The sequence below is a fragment of the Streptomyces niveus genome, from assembly GCF_001723055.1.
Classification (GTDB): domain Bacteria; phylum Actinomycetota; class Actinomycetes; order Streptomycetales; family Streptomycetaceae; genus Streptomyces; species Streptomyces niveus.
Genome location: NZ_MDCR01000149.1, coordinates 1 through 18,742, shown reverse-complemented (window position 1 = coordinate 18,742; position 18,742 = coordinate 1). Strand labels below are relative to the sequence as shown.

The 18,742-nt window shown below is 69.8% G+C and carries 22 protein-coding genes, 1 pseudogene and 1 riboswitch; of the genes and pseudogenes, 8 read left to right on the top strand and 15 right to left on the bottom strand.

Annotated elements, in window-relative coordinates:
- The first annotated feature begins 47 nt into the window (after positions 1–47).
- On the top strand, positions 48–1,424 hold the full coding sequence (locus BHU15_RS18785; protein WP_069628242.1) for an SDR family NAD(P)-dependent oxidoreductase: 1,377 nt from the start codon (positions 48–50) through the stop codon (positions 1,422–1,424).
- 37 nt (positions 1,425–1,461) lie between these two features.
- Here BHU15_RS18785 and BHU15_RS18780 read toward each other — a convergent pair whose 3' ends face one another.
- The 3 genes from BHU15_RS18780 to BHU15_RS18775 form a co-directional block, all read right to left on the bottom strand.
- Positions 1,462–2,886, bottom strand: coding sequence for an alpha,alpha-trehalose-phosphate synthase (UDP-forming) (locus BHU15_RS18780; protein WP_069628241.1), 1,425 nt, complete (start codon positions 2,884–2,886; stop codon positions 1,462–1,464).
- Positions 2,887–2,953: 67 nt separating this feature from the next.
- Positions 2,954–3,094 carry a hypothetical protein gene (locus BHU15_RS40170; RefSeq protein ID WP_158689584.1) on the bottom strand — a complete coding sequence of 47 codons (141 nt, stop codon included), beginning with the start codon at positions 3,092–3,094 and terminating at the stop codon, positions 2,954–2,956.
- 48 nt (positions 3,095–3,142) lie between these two features.
- Complete coding sequence (locus BHU15_RS18775) at positions 3,143–4,084, bottom strand: glucosyl-3-phosphoglycerate synthase (RefSeq protein ID WP_069628240.1); 942 nt, start codon at positions 4,082–4,084, stop codon at positions 3,143–3,145.
- Between the two features lie 117 nt (positions 4,085–4,201).
- Positions 4,202–4,329, top strand: a riboswitch (SAM riboswitch).
- Positions 4,330–4,344: 15 nt separating this feature from the next.
- On the opposite strand from BHU15_RS18775, the gene thrC reads away from it, so the two are divergent.
- The 4 genes from thrC (at position 4,345) to groL (ending at position 8,527) form a co-directional block, all read left to right on the top strand.
- On the top strand, positions 4,345–5,661 hold the full coding sequence (gene thrC / locus BHU15_RS18770) for a threonine synthase (protein ID WP_069628239.1): 1,317 nt from the start codon (positions 4,345–4,347) through the stop codon (positions 5,659–5,661).
- 55 nt (positions 5,662–5,716) lie between these two features.
- Positions 5,717–5,992, top strand: a complete 276-nt coding sequence (locus BHU15_RS18765) for a MoaD/ThiS family protein (RefSeq protein WP_023540772.1) — start codon at positions 5,717–5,719, stop codon at positions 5,990–5,992.
- Between the two features lie 421 nt (positions 5,993–6,413).
- Entirely contained in the window at positions 6,414–6,617 is a 204-nt protein-coding gene (locus BHU15_RS18760) for a cold-shock protein (protein WP_005315736.1), read from the top strand.
- 284 nt (positions 6,618–6,901) lie between these two features.
- On the top strand, positions 6,902–8,527 hold the full coding sequence (groL, locus tag BHU15_RS18755) for a chaperonin GroEL (RefSeq protein ID WP_023540773.1): 1,626 nt from the start codon (positions 6,902–6,904) through the stop codon (positions 8,525–8,527).
- A gap of 130 nt (positions 8,528–8,657) precedes the next feature.
- Here the strand turns inward: groL and BHU15_RS18750 are convergent, their stop codons facing one another.
- Entirely contained in the window at positions 8,658–9,401 is a 744-nt protein-coding gene (locus tag BHU15_RS18750) for a hypothetical protein (RefSeq protein ID WP_069628238.1), read from the bottom strand.
- 73 nt (positions 9,402–9,474) lie between these two features.
- A complete protein-coding gene (locus tag BHU15_RS18745; RefSeq protein ID WP_069628237.1) occupies positions 9,475–10,776 on the bottom strand; it encodes an erythromycin esterase family protein in 1,302 nt (433 codons plus the stop codon).
- Between the two features lie 136 nt (positions 10,777–10,912).
- Here BHU15_RS18745 and BHU15_RS18740 point away from each other — a divergent pair, with 136 nt between their 5' ends.
- On the top strand, positions 10,913–11,887 hold the full coding sequence (locus BHU15_RS18740) for an NHL repeat-containing protein (RefSeq protein ID WP_069628236.1): 975 nt from the start codon (positions 10,913–10,915) through the stop codon (positions 11,885–11,887).
- 549 nt (positions 11,888–12,436) lie between these two features.
- Here BHU15_RS18740 and BHU15_RS41400 read toward each other — a convergent pair.
- The 4 genes and pseudogenes from BHU15_RS41400 to BHU15_RS18720 form a co-directional block, all read right to left on the bottom strand.
- Positions 12,437–12,967, bottom strand: a complete 531-nt coding sequence (locus BHU15_RS41400; RefSeq protein ID WP_255293146.1) for a hypothetical protein — start codon at positions 12,965–12,967, stop codon at positions 12,437–12,439.
- Between the two features lie 74 nt (positions 12,968–13,041).
- Complete coding sequence (locus BHU15_RS18730; protein WP_069628235.1) at positions 13,042–13,416, bottom strand: VOC family protein; 375 nt, start codon at positions 13,414–13,416, stop codon at positions 13,042–13,044.
- Between the two features lie 10 nt (positions 13,417–13,426).
- Positions 13,427–13,648 (bottom strand): DUF397 domain-containing protein, encoded by a 222-nt coding sequence (locus BHU15_RS18725; RefSeq protein ID WP_069628234.1) that lies wholly within the window; start codon positions 13,646–13,648, stop codon positions 13,427–13,429.
- A pseudogene (locus tag BHU15_RS18720) lies at positions 13,629–14,470 on the bottom strand (helix-turn-helix domain-containing protein). Before BHU15_RS18720 ends, BHU15_RS18725 begins: the two are co-directional and overlap by 20 nt.
- Positions 14,471–14,624: 154 nt before the next feature.
- On the opposite strand from BHU15_RS18720, the gene BHU15_RS18715 reads away from it, so the two are divergent.
- Together BHU15_RS18715 and BHU15_RS40165 are read left to right on the top strand one after the other, a co-directional pair.
- Entirely contained in the window at positions 14,625–14,834 is a 210-nt protein-coding gene (locus BHU15_RS18715; protein ID WP_255293145.1) for a hypothetical protein, read from the top strand.
- Between the two features lie 92 nt (positions 14,835–14,926).
- Positions 14,927–15,070 (top strand): hypothetical protein, encoded by a 144-nt coding sequence (locus BHU15_RS40165; RefSeq protein WP_171908394.1) that lies wholly within the window; start codon positions 14,927–14,929, stop codon positions 15,068–15,070.
- Positions 15,071–15,125: 55 nt separating this feature from the next.
- Here BHU15_RS40165 and BHU15_RS18710 read toward each other — a convergent pair whose 3' ends face one another.
- The 6 genes from BHU15_RS18710 to BHU15_RS18685 form a co-directional block, all read right to left on the bottom strand.
- Positions 15,126–15,371 (bottom strand): type II toxin-antitoxin system RelE family toxin, encoded by a 246-nt coding sequence (locus tag BHU15_RS18710; protein ID WP_069628232.1) that lies wholly within the window; start codon positions 15,369–15,371, stop codon positions 15,126–15,128.
- Positions 15,368–15,628, bottom strand: coding sequence for a type II toxin-antitoxin system Phd/YefM family antitoxin (locus tag BHU15_RS18705; protein ID WP_069628231.1), 261 nt, complete (start codon positions 15,626–15,628; stop codon positions 15,368–15,370). The genes BHU15_RS18710 and BHU15_RS18705 overlap by 4 nt, the downstream gene beginning before the upstream one ends.
- A gap of 155 nt (positions 15,629–15,783) precedes the next feature.
- Positions 15,784–16,368, bottom strand: coding sequence for a hypothetical protein (locus BHU15_RS18700; protein ID WP_069628230.1), 585 nt, complete (start codon positions 16,366–16,368; stop codon positions 15,784–15,786).
- Entirely contained in the window at positions 16,365–17,342 is a 978-nt protein-coding gene (murQ, locus tag BHU15_RS18695) for an N-acetylmuramic acid 6-phosphate etherase (protein ID WP_069628229.1), read from the bottom strand. Before murQ ends, BHU15_RS18700 begins: the two co-directional genes overlap by 4 nt.
- Before the next feature lie 103 nt (positions 17,343–17,445).
- Positions 17,446–18,363: a MurR/RpiR family transcriptional regulator gene (locus BHU15_RS18690; protein WP_031230985.1), complete on the bottom strand. Its 918-nt coding sequence runs from the start codon at positions 18,361–18,363 to the stop codon at positions 17,446–17,448.
- Between the two features lie 48 nt (positions 18,364–18,411).
- Positions 18,412–18,742: MerR family transcriptional regulator (locus BHU15_RS18685; RefSeq protein WP_069628228.1), on the bottom strand; the 331-nt coding region annotated here is incomplete at its 5' end.

Here is an 18,742-nt window from a genome sequence, read left to right as displayed (position 1 = left end):
CCCTCCCGCATCATGGTCGTTCAGGTGGGAACGGGGGCAAAGGTTCGATGGACGACGACCGGATACAGGCGACGCTGGAGCTGCTGCGTGAGGCGCGGGAGTTGGGGATCGAGGATCCGCGGCGTGAGCGGTTGGAGCGGGCCGCGAGCGGGCTCTTCCGGGACGGGCGGCGCAAGCGCCGCTCCGCCACGCGCGGCGCCCGCGCGGTGGCCGACGCCGCGATCCAGGCCGGCACCGTCATGGGCGCGCCCGACCGCACGATGGACGCGCCGCTGCCCGCCGACGACGGTCGGGCCGACCGGTCCGTCGGCGAGTTGGGCCGGCCCCAGCGCTGCTACGTCTGCAAGGACCACTACCGGCGGATCCACCACTTCTACCACCGGCTCTGCCCCGACTGCGCCCGCGACAACCTCGCCCGGCGCGGTGCCCGCACCGACCTGACCGGGCGGCGCGCGCTGCTGACCGGTGGGCGCGTCAAGATCGGGTACCAGCTGGCGCTGATGCTGCTGCGCGACGGCGCCGACCTCACCGTCACCACGCGCTTCCCGCAGGACGCCGTACGGCGCTTCGCGGCGGCCCCCGGCGCCGCCGACTGGTGGGACCGGCTGCGCGTCGCCGCGCTCGACCTGCGCGACCCCCGGCAGGTACTGGCCTTCACCGACCATCTGCTCGCCGAGGCACGGCCGCTGGACATCCTGATCAACAACGCGGCCCAGACGCTGCGCCGTTCGCCCCGCGCCTACTCCGCCCTCGCCGCCGCCGAGGCCGCGCCGGTACGCGGGGAACTGCCCGCCGTCTGGACCGCCCCCGGCTTCGCCGTCCCCGGCACGGCGAACGCTGAGGTGGAGGCCGGGGCGTGGACCGCCGGGCTCGTCCCGCGTACGCAAGCCACCGCCGTACTGCCCGCCGTCGACGAGGCCGGGCTGCTCACGGAGACCGCCTCCGAGAACTCCTGGACCGCCCGCCTCGGCGACATCGACCCGGCCGAGATGCTGGAGGTCCAACTGGTCAACGCGGTGGCCCCGTTCCTGCTCGCCGACCGTCTGCTGCCCCTGCTCACGGCATCACCGCACCCACGCCGGTATCTGCTCAACGTGTCAGCGGTGGAGGGCCGGTTCACCGTCCGCAAGAAGACCAGCGACCACCCGCACACCAACATGGCCAAGGCCGCCCTCAACATGCTCACCCGCACCAGCGCCGCCGACCTGGCGACCCGCGGTATCCACGCGTGCAGCGTCGACACCGGCTGGGTCACCGACGAGAAACCCCTGCCCGCCAGGGAGCGGCACGCCGCCACCGGCTGGCGCCCGCCGCTGGACATCGTGGACGGCGCGGCCCGGATCTACCATCCGATCGTGCAGGGCCAGGCGGGCAGCCCGGTCCACGGCGTCCTGCTCAAGGACTACCGCCCCGTCGACTGGTGAGCCCACTCGGGCCGCGAACACCGCCGAAGCAGCCCGCTCACACCGCCCGCAGCGCGTCCAGCTGGTCCAGGAACCAGCGCTGCGGCGGCAGCGCCGTCGCCGCCGCGGCCAGGCGTTTGGTGCGGGCCGCGCGGTCGTCCGTGTCCATCGTCAGGGCCTCGTGCAGCGCCGCCGCCGTGGCCGACACGTCGTACGGGTTCACCACCAGCGCGTCCTCGCCCAGCTCCTCGTACGCGCCCGCCTCGCGGGACAGCACCAGCGCGCAGCCGCCCTCGGAGAGAACCGGGATCTCCTTCGCGACCAGGTTCATGCCGTCGCGGATCGGGTTGACCAGGGCCACGTCCGCGAGGCGGTACGAGGCGAGCGAGCGTGCGAAGTCGTCCTTGACGTGTAGCACGACCGGGGTCCAACCGGGCGTCCCGTACTCGGAGTTGATCGCGTCGGCGACCTCCTGCACCCGCGCCGTGTAGTCGCGGTAGACGGTGAGGTCCTGCCGGGACGGATAGGCGAACGCCACGTGCGTGACCCGCTCGCGCCACTCGGGCCGCTCCGTCAGCAACTGCCGGTAGGCCAGCATGCCGCGCACGATGTTCTTCGACAGCTCCGTGCGGTCCACCCGCACGATCGCCTTGCGGGGCGCCCCGTCGTGCTCCCCGATCTGCTCGCGCAGCTCGGCCAGCCGCTCGTCCACGTCGGGCCGGTGCGCGCGCTCGCGCAGGAAGTCCGCGTCGGCGCCCAGGCCGTGCACGCCGATCCGGGTCTTGCCGGTGCCGCCCAGCAGTTCCGTACAGCAGCCGGTGAAGGCGTCGGCCCAGCGGTGGGTGTGGAACGCGGCGCGGTCGGCGCCCAGGATGCCGCGCAGGAGCTGGCGCCCGATGTCGTCGGGCAGCAGCCGGTAGAAGTCGACCGGCGCCCACGGAGTGTGCCAGAAGAGCCCGATCCGCAGATCGGGACGGAGCGCCCGGAGCATGCCGGGCACCAGCGCCAGGTGGTAGTCCTGGATCAGGACTGCCGCGCCGTCGCCCGCCTCGTCGGCCAGGGCTTCCGCGAAGGCCCGGTTGTACGTCTCGTACGACGCCCACTGCGCCCGGAACTCCGCGCCGAAGGCCGGCTCCAGCGGGGTCTGGAAGAGCAGGTGGTGGACGAACCAGAGGGTGGAGTTCGCGACGCCGTTGTATGCGTCCGCGTAGACCTCCGGCGGGATATCGAGCATCCTGACCCGCTGCCCGCCCGTGTCGCCGGTGTCCAGCCGCCCGCCGGTGCGCCGTACGGCCTCGCGGTCGCCGTCGGCGAGGGCCGCGCACACCCACACGGCGTTCGTGTCGGGTCCGATGGCGGAGAGCCCGGAGACGAGACCCCCACCGCCGCGCCCGGAGGTGAGGGTGCCGTCCTCGCCGAGCGTGTACGAGACGGGCCCCCGGTTGGAGGCGACGAGAACCTGGGCGGCTTGCTCGGAGACCATGAGGCGAAACCTAGCCCTTCGCGGAAACGCTCAAACGTACGGTTTCAGGTCGGCGTGGATCAGCCATTCAGCCACGGCCCCGCCCACGGGCCGCCGCCAGGGCCACCACACCCGCCCCGACCAGGGCGAGCACCATGCCGCCCAGCAGCCAGAGCTGTTCCGTGGTCAGGGGCGCCACGGCCATCACCGTCATCGCAGTAATCGACATACCGGGCAATATAGGCAAGTCGATACGTAAATCATACGAACTCGGCGGCTATGCCGCGCGCCGCGCCTCGTACTCCGTGATCTCCCGCATCGGCGGTCGCTCCTCCGTGTCCACCGCGTGCGTACGCGGCTCGAAGCCCCCCTCGCCCCGCTCGAACTGCGTCAGCACCGGCCGCACCAGATGCCCCCGCGACAGCCGCAGCTGCGCCGTCCGGTAGATCGCCGCCGCCATCCGCCCCAGCGCCTGCCCGTCCTGGTGCCGGTGCCTGCGCACCCCGACGTCGACCTGGCCCAGCGCGTCCAGCCCCACCGTGTGCAGCGCGTCCACCAGCAGCCCCAGCTCCACCCCGTACCCCACGGGAAACGGCAGTCGCTCCAGCAGCGAGCGCCGCACCGCGTACTCGCCGCCCAGCGGCTGCACGAACCCCGCCAGCAGCGGCCAGTGCAGATTCAGCAGCGGACGCGCCACCAGCTCGGTCACCCGGCCCCCCTGCCCCGGCGCGTCGCCGAGCGGGCGGTCGTACATCGCCTTCACGAACTGCACGTCCGGCTCGGTGAGCAGCGGCCCCACGATCCCCGACACGAACTCCGCCGAGAAGTCCCGCAGATCCGCGTCCACGAAACAGACGATGTCGCCGCTCGTCACCAGCAGCGAACGCCACAGCACCTCGCCCTTGCCCGGCACCGCCGGCAGCCTCGGCAGGATGTCGTCGCGGTGCACCACGCGCGCCCCGGCCGCCGCCGCGACCTCGGCCGTACGGTCCGTCGAACCCGAGTCGATCACCACCAGCTCGTCCACGAGCGGCGCCGGTCCCGCCATCAGCTCGCGCCGGATCACCGACACGATCCGGCCGACGGTGGCTTCCTCGTTCAGGGCCGGGAGCACCACGCTGACCTGCGCACCCTGCTTGGCGGCGACCAGCCGTCCGACCGGCCGCTCCGCCGCCGACCAGGACCGCCGGGCCAGCCAGCGCTCCACCTCTCGCAGCACGTGATCTCCATCTCGCGGATCGGACGAAGGGCTCAACCGTCCAGGGGTTCGGTTACAGTCTTGAACAACGCGAACGACCGTCGCATGTCGGGGGTCGACACGCTGACAATCGAATACCGCTCATCCAGAGGGGCAGAGGGAACGGCCCGTTGAAGCCCCGGCAACCCTCCCGCCGACCGCGAGGTCACGGTGGGGAAGGTGCCAATTCCGTCTTGCGGCGAGACGCGTCGCGAGGAAGATGAGGAAAGGGCCTCGCCTTCATGGCTGTGCAGACTGTTCACAACTCCGACAACTCCGCCGACACCGCCGCATCCGATGCCGGCACCGTGGACCTCGGACCCGCCGCCGCCCTCTCGTGCCGCGAATGCGGGGAACGCTTCGAACTCGGCCCGATCTTCGCCTGTCAGAGCTGTTTCGGCCCGCTCGAAGTGGCGTACGACCTGCCGACCGACGCCCCTGACGAGCTGAAGAAGCGCATCGCCGCCGGCCCGGACAACATCTGGCGCTACGCCCCGCTGCTGCCCGTCCCCGCCGACGTCGCGTCGAAGCCGAACATCAACCCCGGCTTCACCAAGCTCGTCAAGGCCGACAACCTCGCCCGCGAGCTGGGCGTCACCGGCGGCCTGTACGTGAAGGACGACTCCGGCAACCCGACGCACTCCTTCAAGGACCGCGTCGTCGCCATCGCCGTCGAGGCGGCCCGCGCCTTCGGCTTCACCACGCTCTCCTGCTCCTCCACCGGCAACCTCGCGGGCGCCGTCGGCGCCGCCGCGGCCCGCGCCGGCTTCCGCTCCTGCGTCTTCATCCCGCACGACCTGGAGCAGGGCAAGGTCGTCATGGCCGCGATCTACGGCGGCGAACTCGTCGGCATCGAGGGCAACTACGACGACGTGAACCGTTTCTGCTCGGAGCTGATCGGGGACCCGCTGGGCGAGGGCTGGGGCTTCGTCAACGTCAACCTCCGCCCGTACTACGGCGAGGGCTCCAAGACCCTCGCGTACGAGATCTGCGAACAGCTGGGCTGGGAGCTGCCCGACCAGCTCGTCATCCCGGTCGCCTCCGGCTCACAGCTGACGAAGATCGACAAGGGGCTCAAGGAGCTGATCAAGCTCGGCCTGGTGGAGGACAAGCCGTACAAGATCTTCGGCGCGCAGGCCGAGGGCTGTTCGCCGGTGTCGGTGGCCTTCAAGGCCGGCCACGACGTCGTACGGCCGCAGAAGCCGGACACCATCGCCAAGTCGCTGGCGATCGGCAACCCGGCCGACGGCCCCTACGTCCTGGACATCGCGCGCCGCACGGGCGGCGCCGTGGAGGACGTGAACGACGAGCAGATCGTGGACGCGATCAAGCTGCTCGCACGGACCGAGGGGATCTTCGCCGAGACGGCGGGCGGGGTGACCGTGGGGGTGACGCGCAAGCTCATCGAGACGGGTCTGCTCGACCCGGCGCTCACCACGGTCGTGCTGAACACCGGTGACGGGCTCAAGACGCTGGACGCCGTCGCGCCGACGACGGGACCGACCGCGACGATTCCGCCGAGCCTCGACGCGTTCCGCGCCGCGGGCCTCGCGCGTTGAGCCTCTCGACACCGTCAGGCAGCACCACCCGCCACTTCCCGGAAGGCAGAATCCGATGAGCGTGAACGTCCGCATCCCCACCATCCTCCGTACGTACACCGGCGGGAAGGCCGAGGTTCCGGCCGAGGGCGCGACCCTCTCCCAGGTCATCGAGTCCCTGGAGACGAACCACCCGGGCATCGCCGCCCGCGTCCTGGACGACACGGGCAAGCTGCGCCGCTTCGTCAACGTCTACGTGAACGACGACGACGTCCGTTTCGAGCAGGGCCTGGAGACCGCGACGCCCGACGGCGCCGGCATCTCGATCATCCCGGCGGTCGCCGGCGGCTGATCCGCGAGGCCGGTCCGCGCGGTTGATTCGCGCGGTTGGTCCGAAGGGCTCAACAGCACGCACAGTGAACGGGTTTGCCCCCTCCGCAAGAGAAGCGGAGGGGGCAATTCCATGAGGTTGAACGCGGTACAGTTGGGGTAGCCCCGCCGCCGACCCCGCCGCGACTGTGCCCCGCGCATATGAGTTCGCGACAAGATGCGGTCAAAGTGTGGACGCTGTTTGCGCGGTTCCTTGCGCTTTGCCCGGCCCGACTTGCCCTGGTAGCTCGGGAATTCACCTGTTTGCGTGTTGGGCCATGCCCAGAATTCTCGTCCGATTGACCTGTTGCAGAGGGCAGTTGGGCAGATACATTCAGCCGCGGTCGACGCGTTCCGGCGCGAAGTGCGGTCCCGCGCAGGGGCCAGTAATAGGGGAGTTAGGCATGGCTCAGGGCACCGTCAAGTGGTTCAACGCGGAGAAGGGCTACGGCTTCATCGCGGTCGACGGTGGTGCGGATGTTTTCGTCCACTACAGCGCGATCCAGATGGACGGCTACCGCACCCTTGAAGAAGGTCAGCGAGTTGAGTTCGAGATCTCGCAGGGCCAGAAGGGTCCGCAGGCGGACATGGTCAAGCTCGCCGTCTGATCCCGGCGCGATCGGCCAACGACGCACTCACACACGAGGGCCCGTACCCCGGCAAGGGGTACGGGCCCTCGTGCGTGTGGTTGACCGGGGGGCGCTTGCACTCTCGGGGGTCGAGTGCTAATCATTGGCGTTAGCACTCTGCTAGTGAGAGTGACAACTTATGGACCGGGTCAGCGAGGCCCGAGAGCCTGTGGGGCAAGGAACCGCAAGGCTCTTCGGCCGTCCGTCGCGGGCGCCGACACGGTCCGGAGCAATCCACCCCATGTCCGGGAGGACCACTTCACATGGCCAAGATCATCGCGTTCGACGAGGAGGCACGGCGCGGTCTCGAGCGCGGGATGAACCAGCTCGCCGACGCCGTCAAGGTCACCCTTGGCCCCAAGGGCCGTAACGTCGTCCTCGAGAAGAAGTGGGGCGCCCCCACGATCACCAACGATGGTGTGTCCATCGCCAAGGAGATCGAGCTCGAGGACCCGTACGAGAAGATCGGCGCCGAGCTGGTCAAGGAAGTCGCCAAGAAGACGGACGACGTCGCCGGTGACGGTACGACCACCGCGACCGTCCTGGCCCAGGCCCTGGTCCGCGAGGGCCTGCGCAACGTGGCCGCCGGCGCCAACCCGATGGCCCTCAAGCGCGGCATCGAGAAGGCCATCGAGGCCGTCTCCGGTGCGCTTCTCGAGCAGGCCAAGGACGTGGAGACCAAGGAGCAGATCGCTTCGACGGCCTCCATCTCCGCCGCCGACACCCAGATCGGCGAGCTCATCGCCGAGGCGATGGACAAGGTCGGCAAGGAAGGCGTCATCACCGTCGAGGAGTCGCAGACCTTCGGTCTCGAGCTTGAGCTCACCGAGGGCATGCGCTTCGACAAGGGCTACATCTCGGCGTACTTCGCCACCGACATGGAGCGTATGGAGGCGTCGCTCGACGACCCGTACATCCTGATCGTCAACTCCAAGATCGGCAGCGTCAAGGACGTTCTGCCGCTCCTGGAGAAGGTCATCCAGTCGGGCAAGCCGCTGCTGATCATCGCCGAGGACGTCGAGGGCGAGGCGCTCTCCACCCTCGTCGTCAACAAGATCAAGGGCACCTTCAAGTCCGTCGCCGTCAAGGCTCCGGGCTTCGGTGACCGCCGCAAGGCGATGCTGAACGACATCGCCATCCTCACGGGCGGCACGGTCATCTCCGAGGAGGTCGGCCTCAAGCTGGAGAACGCCGGTCTCGACCTGCTGGGCCGCGCCCGCAAGGTCGTCATCACCAAGGACGAGACCACCATCGTCGACGGTGCCGGTGACAGCGAGCAGGTCGCCGGTCGCGTGAGCCAGATCCGCGCCGAGATCGAGAACTCGGACTCGGACTACGACCGCGAGAAGCTCCAGGAGCGCCTCGCGAAGCTGGCCGGCGGCGTGGCCGTCATCAAGGCCGGCGCCGCGACCGAGGTCGAGCTCAAGGAGCGCAAGCACCGCATCGAGGACGCGGTGCGCAACGCCAAGGCCGCCGTCGAGGAGGGCATCGTCGCCGGTGGTGGCGTGGCTCTGCTCCAGGCTTCCTCGGTGTTCGAGAAGCTGGAGCTCGAAGGCGACGAGGCGACGGGCGCCGCTGCCGTCAAGCTCGCGCTGGAGGCCCCGCTCAAGCAGATCGCGGTCAACGCCGGCCTTGAGGGTGGCGTCATCGTCGAGAAGGTCCGCAACCTCAAGATCGGTCACGGCCTGAACGCCGCGACCGGCGAGTACGTGGACATGATCGCCGAGGGCATCATCGACCCGGCGAAGGTCACGCGCTCCGCGCTGCAGAACGCGGCGTCCATCGCGGCGCTGTTCCTCACCACCGAGGCCGTCATCGCCGACAAGCCGGAGAAGGCCGCCGCGGGCGGCGCGCCGGGCGGCATGCCGGGCGGTGACATGGACTTCTGATCCTGACGGATCGGCGGTTCATGGCGTAGCGCTTACGCAGTTGTACGAACCGAGGGCGGCACTCCCGAGAGGGGGTGCCGCCCTCGGGGCGTTCGGGCGGCCGGAGTGCCGCCGCGAGTCCCGGAGCTGGTTACGGAAGCAGCGGACCGAAGACGGCGCCCACGCCGATCGCGCCGAACAGCGCCGTGAAGAGCACCAGCACGATCACGCGTGGGATCTCCAGGACGAGCGGGGTCATCGACGCCATGCGCTTCGGGTTCGCCGGGTCGTAGGCGATCTCAAGAGTGTCCGCGTGCAGGCCACTTCGGTATGTGCGGGCGTCGCCCTCCGCGTCGGTGAAGGCGTAGACGGACCTCTTGCCGAGCCTGCCGGTCGAGCGTGCCAGGACGACCACGCCACGGCGCCGCAGCACCGTCTTGTCGTACAGGCGGGTGACCGTCTGGACGGCGGCGAGGACGGCGAGACCCAGCGGCAGCAGACCGATGACCGCGCCGAAGATCGCCGAGGGGCCGTGGGCGACGGCGAGGTACGTGACGTAGGCGAGGTAGCCGAGAACGGCCGCGACGAACAGCACCAGATTGCGGCGGCTCGCGAACAGCGGCGGCCCCGCATCGACGGCCTCCGTACGTACGAGGGCGCTGCCCCGCTCGTCGGGCCTGGCCGGCAGCGCGGCGGCGACGGCCGCGACGAAAGCGGTCGCGGCCGTCGGGTTGTTGGCCGCGATCGTGTGCACCACGGTGTCGGTGAGCGTGATCTCGACCGTACGGGAATCGCCTTCGGCGGCCCGTATCGCCCGGACGACCCTCAGTGGGATCGTGACGCGTTCCCCGGCGCGTTCGATGACGACGGTGTCGCCGAGGAAGGCGGCGCTCACGCCACGGCTGCGAAGTGTCTGTGGAGACGGCATGCAGTGATGACTTCCGAGGGGCGTGCCGGGTTGTACGGTTCTACGGCCTTACGGGCCGGTACGGCGAGACGGGACGCGAGTCCGTCGACACCGCCACGTACGCCAGACCGTCGTACTCGTCCGTCAGCCGCACCCGGCCGACGTCGCGCCGGTAGAACCAGCGCGTCACCAGCGCGCCGAACGACCGCGTGTCGTGCGTGGCGCCGGCCCACTCCCGTACAGCCTGCGGCGCGTCGTCCGTCGTGGCCGGGCGCAGGTCCAGCAGGTGGTCCGACGGGGTGGCGGCGGCGAGTTGGGCCTCCACGGTGGTGGCGGGGGCCGGGCCGACGGGGTTGCCCTCGGCGATCCGGCCCGTCAGTCCGCCGACACCGCTCCAGGGGCCCGGCCAGATGCGGTGGGCGCGGAAGGAGCCCTCGCCGAAGAGGAGACCGAGGGCGTAGTACGCGTCCCCGTACCGCTCGCGCAGATGCCCGCCGAGCGGCAGAGGCAGGGAGTCGGCCGTACGGCCCTTCGCGACATGGCTGTTGTGGCCCCAGAGCACCACCCTGGCCGCCGGGTCGTCATCGAGGAGGTCCGCGACCGCCTCGGCCATGTACCGGTCGCGCGCCGCGAGGACCGTCCGCTCCGGGTCCGGGTGCTGCCCGTTACGCGTCACGAGGTCGGCGGCCCGGACGAGGATCCGGGCGTGCCGCACCGCGACGGCTCCGGCCGGGGTGTCCTCGTACCCGCGTACGTACTCCAGCAGTTGCTCCGCCTCGCGCATCAGCCGCTGCTCGGGGTCCGGGCGCGAGCCCGGATACGCGGTGGCGAGCACGCCGAGCGCGGAGTGGAGCGCGGGCAGCCGCGAAGGCGCCGCGCTCGTCAGGAACGCTTCGAGTACCGCCAGCGAATCCCCCGACCGCTGCGGGTCGACGCCGACGAAACGGATCTGCTCGTCCGCCGGGCGCCCGTCGTTGTACGCGCGCATCCACTCGATCGTGTCCAGGACCTCTTCGGTCCGCCAGGTCCAGAACCCCAGCCCGGTCAGCACCTGCGCGGCGTTGCCGACACCGCCTCGTACATAGGCGTCGACGGCCGGACCGGCGGACGCGCTCGCCTCCATGGCCAGCGTCGTGAAGCCGAGCTCCGTCACCAGATACTCCAGCAGCCGGTGCTTGAGCTGGAAGAACTCACGCGTGCCGTGCGTCGACTCGCCGAGCCCCACGATCCGTACGCCGTCGAGAACCTCCTTCAGCGGCTGGAGGTCGACGGTGGGCGCGCCGGCGGTCAGGCCGCCGCTCAGGGGTACGGCGTTGCGCGACAGCCACTCGGTGACGTCGCCGCCCAGATCATTCGCTGACATGCCGCCGAGGCTACAGCCGGGTGCGGGCCGTTCTCGCACGGGGAACTCCGTGGCGGGTGCGGCGCGTTACGTGCGCATAGCGCACCGGAGTTGTCCCTGTCCCCAGGCACCCCCGAAGCCCCGGAGGCTCGACGCCATGTCCCAGACTCCTTCCCTGCCTTCCCTGCCTTCCCGCCGCAGCGTGCTCGGCGGCGCGGTGGCCGCGACGTTCGCACTCGGCGCGGGTACGGCCACCGCCACCACCGCCACCGCCGCTTCCGCTGAACGCATCCGCCCCTCCTGGCCCACCGACTTCCCGCTGCCCAACGGCTTCCGCCCCGAGGGCATCGCCATCGGCAGCGGCCCGTACGCGTACATGGGCTCGCTCGCGGACGGTTCGGTCCGCCGCGCCGACCTGCGCACAGGGGAGGGCCGCACCGTCCTGGCGGGCGCGACCGGCGGCGCCGCGACCGGCCTGAAGCTCGACCGCGACGGGCTGCTCTACATCTCGGGCGGCGTGAGCGGCTCCATCCGGGTGCTCGACACCCGTACGAACCGGCTCACCGCCACGTACCAGCCGACGACCGCCGGCTTCGTCAACGACGTGATCCTGTACGGCGACCGGGCCTGGTTCACGAACTCGCACGCCCCCGTCCTCTACACCGTCCCGCGCGGGAAGAAGAAAGGCGGTCTGCGGAGCGTCCCGCTCGGCGGCGAGTGGGAGCAGGCGCCCACCGGCATCAGCGCCAACGGCATCGAGACGACGCCGGACGGCCGCGCGCTGATCATCGTCAACAGCCCGATCGGCAAGCTGTTCCGGGTGGACCCGAAGACTGGGCACGCCACGAACATCACGCTCAAGGGCGCGGCCGACGTCGTCAACGGGGACGGCCTGTTGCGCGTCGGCAACACGCTGTACGTGGTGCAGAACCGCCTCAACCTCATCACCGTGTTCGACCTCGACGCGGGCGCCCGCACGGCGACGCTCCGGCGCTCGATCACCGACCCGCGCTTCGACGTCCCGACGACGGCGGCCCGGCTGGGCAACCGCCTCTACCTCGTCAACGCCCGCTTCACGACGACGCCGACGCCGGACACGACGTACAACGCCGTTGCTGTGCCGCTGGGTTGACTGACGCCTCGGTGAACCGGACCGTCGCCCTTCCCGGGCACTCGGCCTCGTCCGTGAGGTTCACGGACGAGGAGAAGAGGGATCACATACTGGGCTTCTTGAATCAGAGAGACACTGTGGCCGAATATGCGAGAAGCCGGCGTATCGGCGATCGCACGCTTTACTACTGGCTGCGGGACGCAGAAAAGTACGGCCTGAACCAAGAGTTGGTGAATCTCGCGGTACAGGACAGGGTGGACGCGTACGCCTCCGGGAGCAAGAACACGGATTATCTGCACATTGCGTCTGGCGTGCTGCCGTCAGTGGGCGCGCCCCACGGAGTACGCCCGGTTCTTGCAGGCCGCAGGTGCCGGCCAGCTGTCCGCTTCCCACTTCGCGCTGCCGGACAGGTGCACGTATCGGCCACACGGAGTGCCCAGGGTGAGCGGGAACAACGTCACGAAAGATGCCAAGAAGGCGGGAAAGTCCAGCCGTCGTCACGGCCATTGACCTCGCGGACATGCCGGAGGAGGCCGTGACGCGGACCAAGGACTTCCCCAAGTGCCTGCTTTAGAGGCCGCCGACCTTGACGGGGAACTTCTCGATGACGGCGACCACCTTGGTCTCGTCCTCCAGGTCGACGAGCTCGACCGGCTTCTCCAGCTGGTAAAGGTCGCCCCTGGGCGGGAACTGGGTCAGCTGTGCGACGAGGACCATCGGGTTCCTGGTGGTCAGGATCAGCGGTTCGCCCTCGCCATGGTCGATGGTCATGGTGAAGTTCGTGACCTCGCGCAACTCGAACCTGGGCGGGAACTGCTGAGTCACGCGCAGGGTGCTTTCCGCGTCCACATCGATGTCGTTCTGCTCGATGGTGACGGTGCCGCCGCTCTTCCCCTCGGTTTCCGGCAGCTCCGCGCTCACTTTGTGTCCAACGGTCCGAAGGCGGACGGAGTTGACCGGGTCATTGGGGTTCACGTCGACGCGGTGCTTGATGCCGCCCCGGAAGTCGACGGTGACGAGGGAGTCGTTGATCCGGAGCGGGGTGTTGATGGCGAGGCGGGAGCAGGGGATCTCGGCGCCGATCGGCGGAAGGAGAGGCATGTCGCAACAGCCTTACGTGAGTTAGGGATTGACACCGGCTATCCAAGTAGGCGGCGTGCTTCCCCTCCTACCATTCACTCCGTCGTGGGCGCGCCCCCGGACCTCTCACCCAGCACGCAGAACTCATTGCCTTCGGGGTCCGCGAGGACCACCCACGACTCGTCACCCTGCTGCCCGACGTCCGCGCGGCGGGCGCCGAGTGCCAGCAGGCGCTCGACCTCGGCGTCCCGGTTGTCGGGGCGGAAGTCGAGGTGCAGGCGGTTCTTGAGGGTCTTCCCCTCGGGTACGGAGATGAAGAGCAGACCGGGCAGTTGCTCGGGCGCCGGCCTGATCTCGAACTCCTCGGCCGAGTCGTGCACGACGACCCAGCCGAGCGCCTCACGCCACCAACGGCCCAGGGCGCCCGGATCGGCGGCGTCGACAGAGAGCTGTTCCCATTCAAGTGCCATGGGCGCGAGGTTAGCCCACCAGGGACTCGATCTTCAGGCTCGCGACGAAGGCGGCCCAGGCGGGGGCCGGGAAGACGACGCCGGGGAGTTCGGGGGATTTGGAGTCGCGGACGGGGACGATGTCGGGGAGGCCGTCGGCGACTTCGAGGCAGTTGCTGCCGCTGCCGTCGCTGTAGGTGGACTTGTGCCAGGTCGCCGCGCTCAGGTCGTACTCATTGCTGCTGCGCTTCATGGTCGTAATCCTCCGCCAACTGTGCGATCAGGGGCAGGGATTCGCGCAGTGGCAGCGCGTTGGCCCCCAGCAGATCGTAGGCCAACTCGTACTGCGCCACCGAGGCCGGATCGTCCAGCAGTTGTCCTGAGCCAGCGCCGTGGAGGTAGACGAGTGGAGGGGGTCCGAGAAGGACATCAGCTTCAGCCCGCCGCCCATTGCGGCGTGCGCACCCGAGGTGAACGGGAGTACCTGCACGATGATTCGGCGGCGGCGCATCAGGTCCGCTACGTGGCGTAGGGCCCCCGCCATCACCGCCGCATCGCCGACCTGCCGTCGTAGCGTGGCCTCGTCAAGAATCCCCCAAAACAACGGGGTTGTTGGATCCGACAACAGGTTGGCTCGCTCCAGCCTTGCCTCGACCAGTTGGTCGATCACGTCTTCCGTTGCCGTCGGCTGATACGCGTGGAACACCGCTCGCGCGTACGCCTCCGTCTGCAACAGGCCAGGAATCAGTTGCGGCGCGTACTCCTTGATCGCCGTCGCGATCGCCTCGGCCTCCGCCGCGTCCGCGAAGTGGTCCGGGTACTTCGACTTCATGGCCGCGGCGCAGTTCCGTACGAAGAACCCGTCCGTGCCCAGGATCTCGTCGAACTTGATCGCGTACTCCATCTGCATCCGCCGCGTACCCAGCTCCAGTTGGCCGATGAACGACCCGCTCACGAACAGTGGCGCGCCCAGATCGGGCTGGGTCATCTTCAGGCTCTCGCGGGCATGGCGCAGTTCCGAGCCGACCATCGCGCGTGGTGACGACGACGGGTCGAGTTCCTTGGGGCCGGGCATGGCAACTCCCATCGGCAGTACGTGCATCACGTGGTCTTGTTGGCCGGATGTCTCTGTTCAGGCTAGCCACGGATCGCCACGCTGTGTGGTGAAAGCAAGCACTCAGAGTGGAAGTTGGTGACCAGTGGACAAGAATGCGAAAGAACGGCGCAAGGTGGCTGCGGATCAGGTAAAGGCAGCCGAGGAGGCCGTCGAGCAACTGCGGTCCGGACTCGCGGCCGTCGGGATCACGCTGCCCTCCCTGCGTATCGACCCCGTGTCGTGCTCGGGCGACGAACCGGGCAACCCGCTGGTGGAGCTGGGGCGTTGCAATCTGGCGACCGCGCGGCGGATGGTCGCCGTACTGGAAGGCGTCCGGTCATGAGCGGCTGCGCGGGGGGAGGGCGGAGCGTTCGTACCGGAGGTCGGGACGTACGCCGTCGACTCGCGCGACGGGCGTGTGGGGCGGGTGATGGCGTGGAGGACGGCTGCGTACAGCTACGGCCGCCGGGCGGCGGCGTGGAGTGGGACGTCCCACCGGGCTGGATCCACCCGGCACCGGCGACCGAGACGCTGCGCGCGAAGGTGACGGAGCTGAACCGCGCGCGGCGCCTGCCGTGAGGCCGGCGTAGCGGGCGAGCTTCCCCGGGCGGTCGGCCGCCCGGGGGAGGGTCGTTCAGCGCAGGCGGCCGAGGTTGATCACGCTGACCAGGACCCGACTGCCGCTGATCTCGTACAGCACGCGGTAGATCCCGACGTGGATGCGCAGCAGTTCCGGACTTCCGAATGCGCCCTTGGGTCGAGGGTCATTGGCGAGGCGGTCCACAGAGGCGAAGACCTGCCGTACTCCTTGCGGGTCGTCCTTGGCGAACCGCTCGGCTTGGGCCAGAGCCTTCGGCTCCCAGATGACCTGATACGTCACGTGCCATCTCCACCGAAAACGCGGCGGAACGCTTCATCGTGGGGGATGCCGAGTGATTCGCCGCGAGCTTGCCGCTCCCGATAGTCGGCCAACGCTCGCATCTCCTCAAGCTCAAGGGCGTCGGCGGGGCTCATCAGTATCGCGATGGTGTGGCCGTGGTCGGTGATGGCGACCGGTTCGCGGGTGGCGCTGACTTCGCGGGCGATCGCACCGAGCTTGGCGCGGGCTTCCACGATTGAGTATGAGATCTCCGTCATGCTCACCACCTTACAGAAGTGTGCACATGTGTAGACCTGAATCGGAAGACCATCCGGGCGGGTGGGTCGCCCGGTGCGATCGCGGGAGCCCAGCGAGGACGGCACGTACTGGCGTCCCGAGTGGGTGCCGTTCGGGACGAGGTTGGAGACAGGACCTAGTCGGGCGTGCGCAGCAGGTACACGCACGTCGCGTACAGTGCCGCCGCCGAGCCGAAGCCCGGGAGCGCCGTCCACAGCGCCGGCGTTGAGGTCAGCGGAGCCAGTACCGCCGCCGCCAGGGCCGACGCGCACAGAGCCGCGCCCGTCCAGTGGTACGCGCGGACGCCGAACAGGCGGGCCAGTGGGAAGAAGTGGATGCCCACCACCGCCGCCACGAACGCCGGGATCGCCTCCGCGTGGTCCGTGGCCACCAGGACGCGGGCGATCGCGAAGATCGCCACCCACTCCGCCACGACCACCAGGGCGAACCGCACGCCCACCTTCTTCTTGCGGGCCGCCGTCGGCCCGGTGTCCGTCGTCGGGGTGTCCGCCGCCCCGCGGCCCATGCGGGCGCCCAGGACGGCGAACGTGATCGAGACAGCCGCACCGGCCGCGAACACCACGCGGCCGGCCGTGACAGGCATGTCCGTGACGCCGCAGGCCATCCAGCCCAGGCCGAAGAACGCCATGACCCCGGCGCCGGTCGCGCGACCGCGCGACTCGGCCCGGGATATGGGGGACGGGGTGTCGGCGAGGGTCATGTGTGCGCGGGTCCTTGTTCGTGTTCGGCCGAGCCGGGCGACGCCTGGAGCGCCGCCCGCAGATGACCGTGGGAGTCTTTCAGCAGATCCGCAGCCGTGGGGCCGTCCACCGAGCCGAGGATGGTGAGGATCGCGTTCTTGACCTCGCCGTCGGTCGCCGCCAGCGCGGATTCGATCTCCTCGTCCGGCGCGCCCGTCGCGAGGGCGACGATGTGGCGGGAGCGGGCCCGTAGCTTCTCGTTGGACGCGCGGACGTCGACCATCAGGTTTCCGTACGTCTTGCCGAGGCGGATCATGGTGATCGTCGAGATCATGTTGAGGACCAGCTTCTGCGCCGTACCGGCCTTCAACCGGGTTGATCCCGTGAGCAGTTCGGGGCCCACGACCACCTCCAGGCCGTGCTCGGCCGCGGCGGCGAGCGCGCTGTCCGCGTTGCAGGACAGGCCGATGGTGAGCGCGCCCAGGGAGCGCGCGTGCTCGACCGCGCCGACGGCGTACGGGGTGCGCCCGGACGCCGAGATGCCGACGACGGTGTCGTTCACGTCGACCTTCAGCTCGTCCAGGTCCGAGGCCGCCAGTTCGCCGGAGTCCTCGGCGCCCTCCACGGACTTGACCATCGCACCGGGGCCGCCCGCGATCAGGCCGACGACCTCCGACGGGTCGGTGTTGAAGGTGGGCGGGCACTCGCTGGCGTCCAGGATGCCCATGCGGCCGGCCGTGCCCGCGCCCGCGTAGATCAGCCTGCCGCCACGCGCCATGCGCTCGGCGGTGGCGTCGATGGCGGCTGCGATACGGGGGAGCTGGGCGGCGACGGCGGCGGGGACGGTCTGGTCCTCGCCGTTCATGACGCGGGCGATGTCCTCGGTGGAACGGCGGTCGATGTCCGCGAGTTCGGGGCGGAACGCCTCGGTGGTCAGGGTCGCGAGGGTGGCGCGGAGTTCGCCGTACGGGGAGGGCGATGTGCTGGAGGTCATGGAGAAGCGGCTCTTTCTGGCGAGCTGGCAGAAACCTGAGGAAGCCCCGTTGTTGGTGGTGCGGTTGAGCGGTGGTGCGTCGCGCCTTGAGGGTGGGCGCGGATCAGCGCGTACGCGGCGAGTGGCGGTGCGCCAGCGCCTCGTAGGACGCGGCGAGCGCGGGTGCGGCCGTCTCGTACGTCCGTTGTGCTACGCCCACGAACAGGCAGTCCACGACGAGGAGTTGACTCGTACGGCTGGACATCGCCGCCGGCCGCAGCTCGCTCTCGCGGGCCGTGGACGTGGTGAGGACGTGGTCCGCGTACTGCGACACCGCGCCGTCCGGGCGGCCGGTGATCGCGACCGTCGTCGCGCCCCGGTCGAAGGCGACCCGCAGCGGCTCTATGACGTCCCCCGTCGAGCCGGAGTGCGTGATCGCGATGGCGACGTCGCCCGAGCGGAGCTGGACGGCGTTGGTGACAGCGAGGTGCGGGTCGCTGTGGGCGTGGGCTATCAGGCCGATGCGCAGGAGCTTCTGCGCGAGGTCCATGCCGACGAGACCGCTCGCGCCGACGCCGTAGATGTCGATACGGCGCGCGGCTGCCGCCGCCGTGACGACGGCGCCGAGCTGCACGGTGTCGAGCCCGGCCGCCGTGTCGGCGAGGGTCTGCTGCTCGTCGTACGCCAGCTTGGCGACGACATCGGCGATCGGGTCGTCGACCGCGATGTCGGCGGTGACCGCCGGGGCCGCGCCGGACTCCTGGTGGGCGGCGAGGCCGGCGAGGGCCAGCCGCAGATCGCGGTAGCCGGGGTAGCCGAGGAGGCGGGCCGTCCTGACGACGGTGGCCTCACTCGTACCGGTGAGTTCGGCGAGACCGGTGACGGTGAGGGCGGCCGTGCCCGCGGGGTCGGCGGCGACGGCTTCGGCGACGCGCTGCATGGAGCGCGTCATGGAGGGCGCGAGTGTGCGCACCTTGGCCGCGAGGGCGGCGGGGGCCGGAGGGGCGCCGCCGCTGTAAATTTCCTTCACGTCACTGGTCACGGGTGAAAGATAATTTCAGGTGCTGGCGGCGTCAAGGGTGCGAGCGCTTTACGGCGCCGGGACCGGGGCGGCTGTCTCGCGGACCGTGTCCAGATACTCGGCGACCGCGTCCCTGTTGCGGATGAGGCAGTTGATGCGCTGCGTCATGCGGTCGCGTTCGACTTCGAGCGTCGACAGCATCTCCGGGGTCGCGTCCTGGAAATGGATCACCCGCGGCTTGTCGAGGCACGGCAGGATCTGCTTGATGATGCGCGTCGGCAGACCGGCGTCGAGCAGTCCCCGGACCTGGATGACGCGGTCGACGGTCGGCTCGTCGTAGGAGCGGTAGCCGTTCGCGCAGCGGGTGGCGACGATGAGGCCCTGCTCCTCGTAGTAGCGC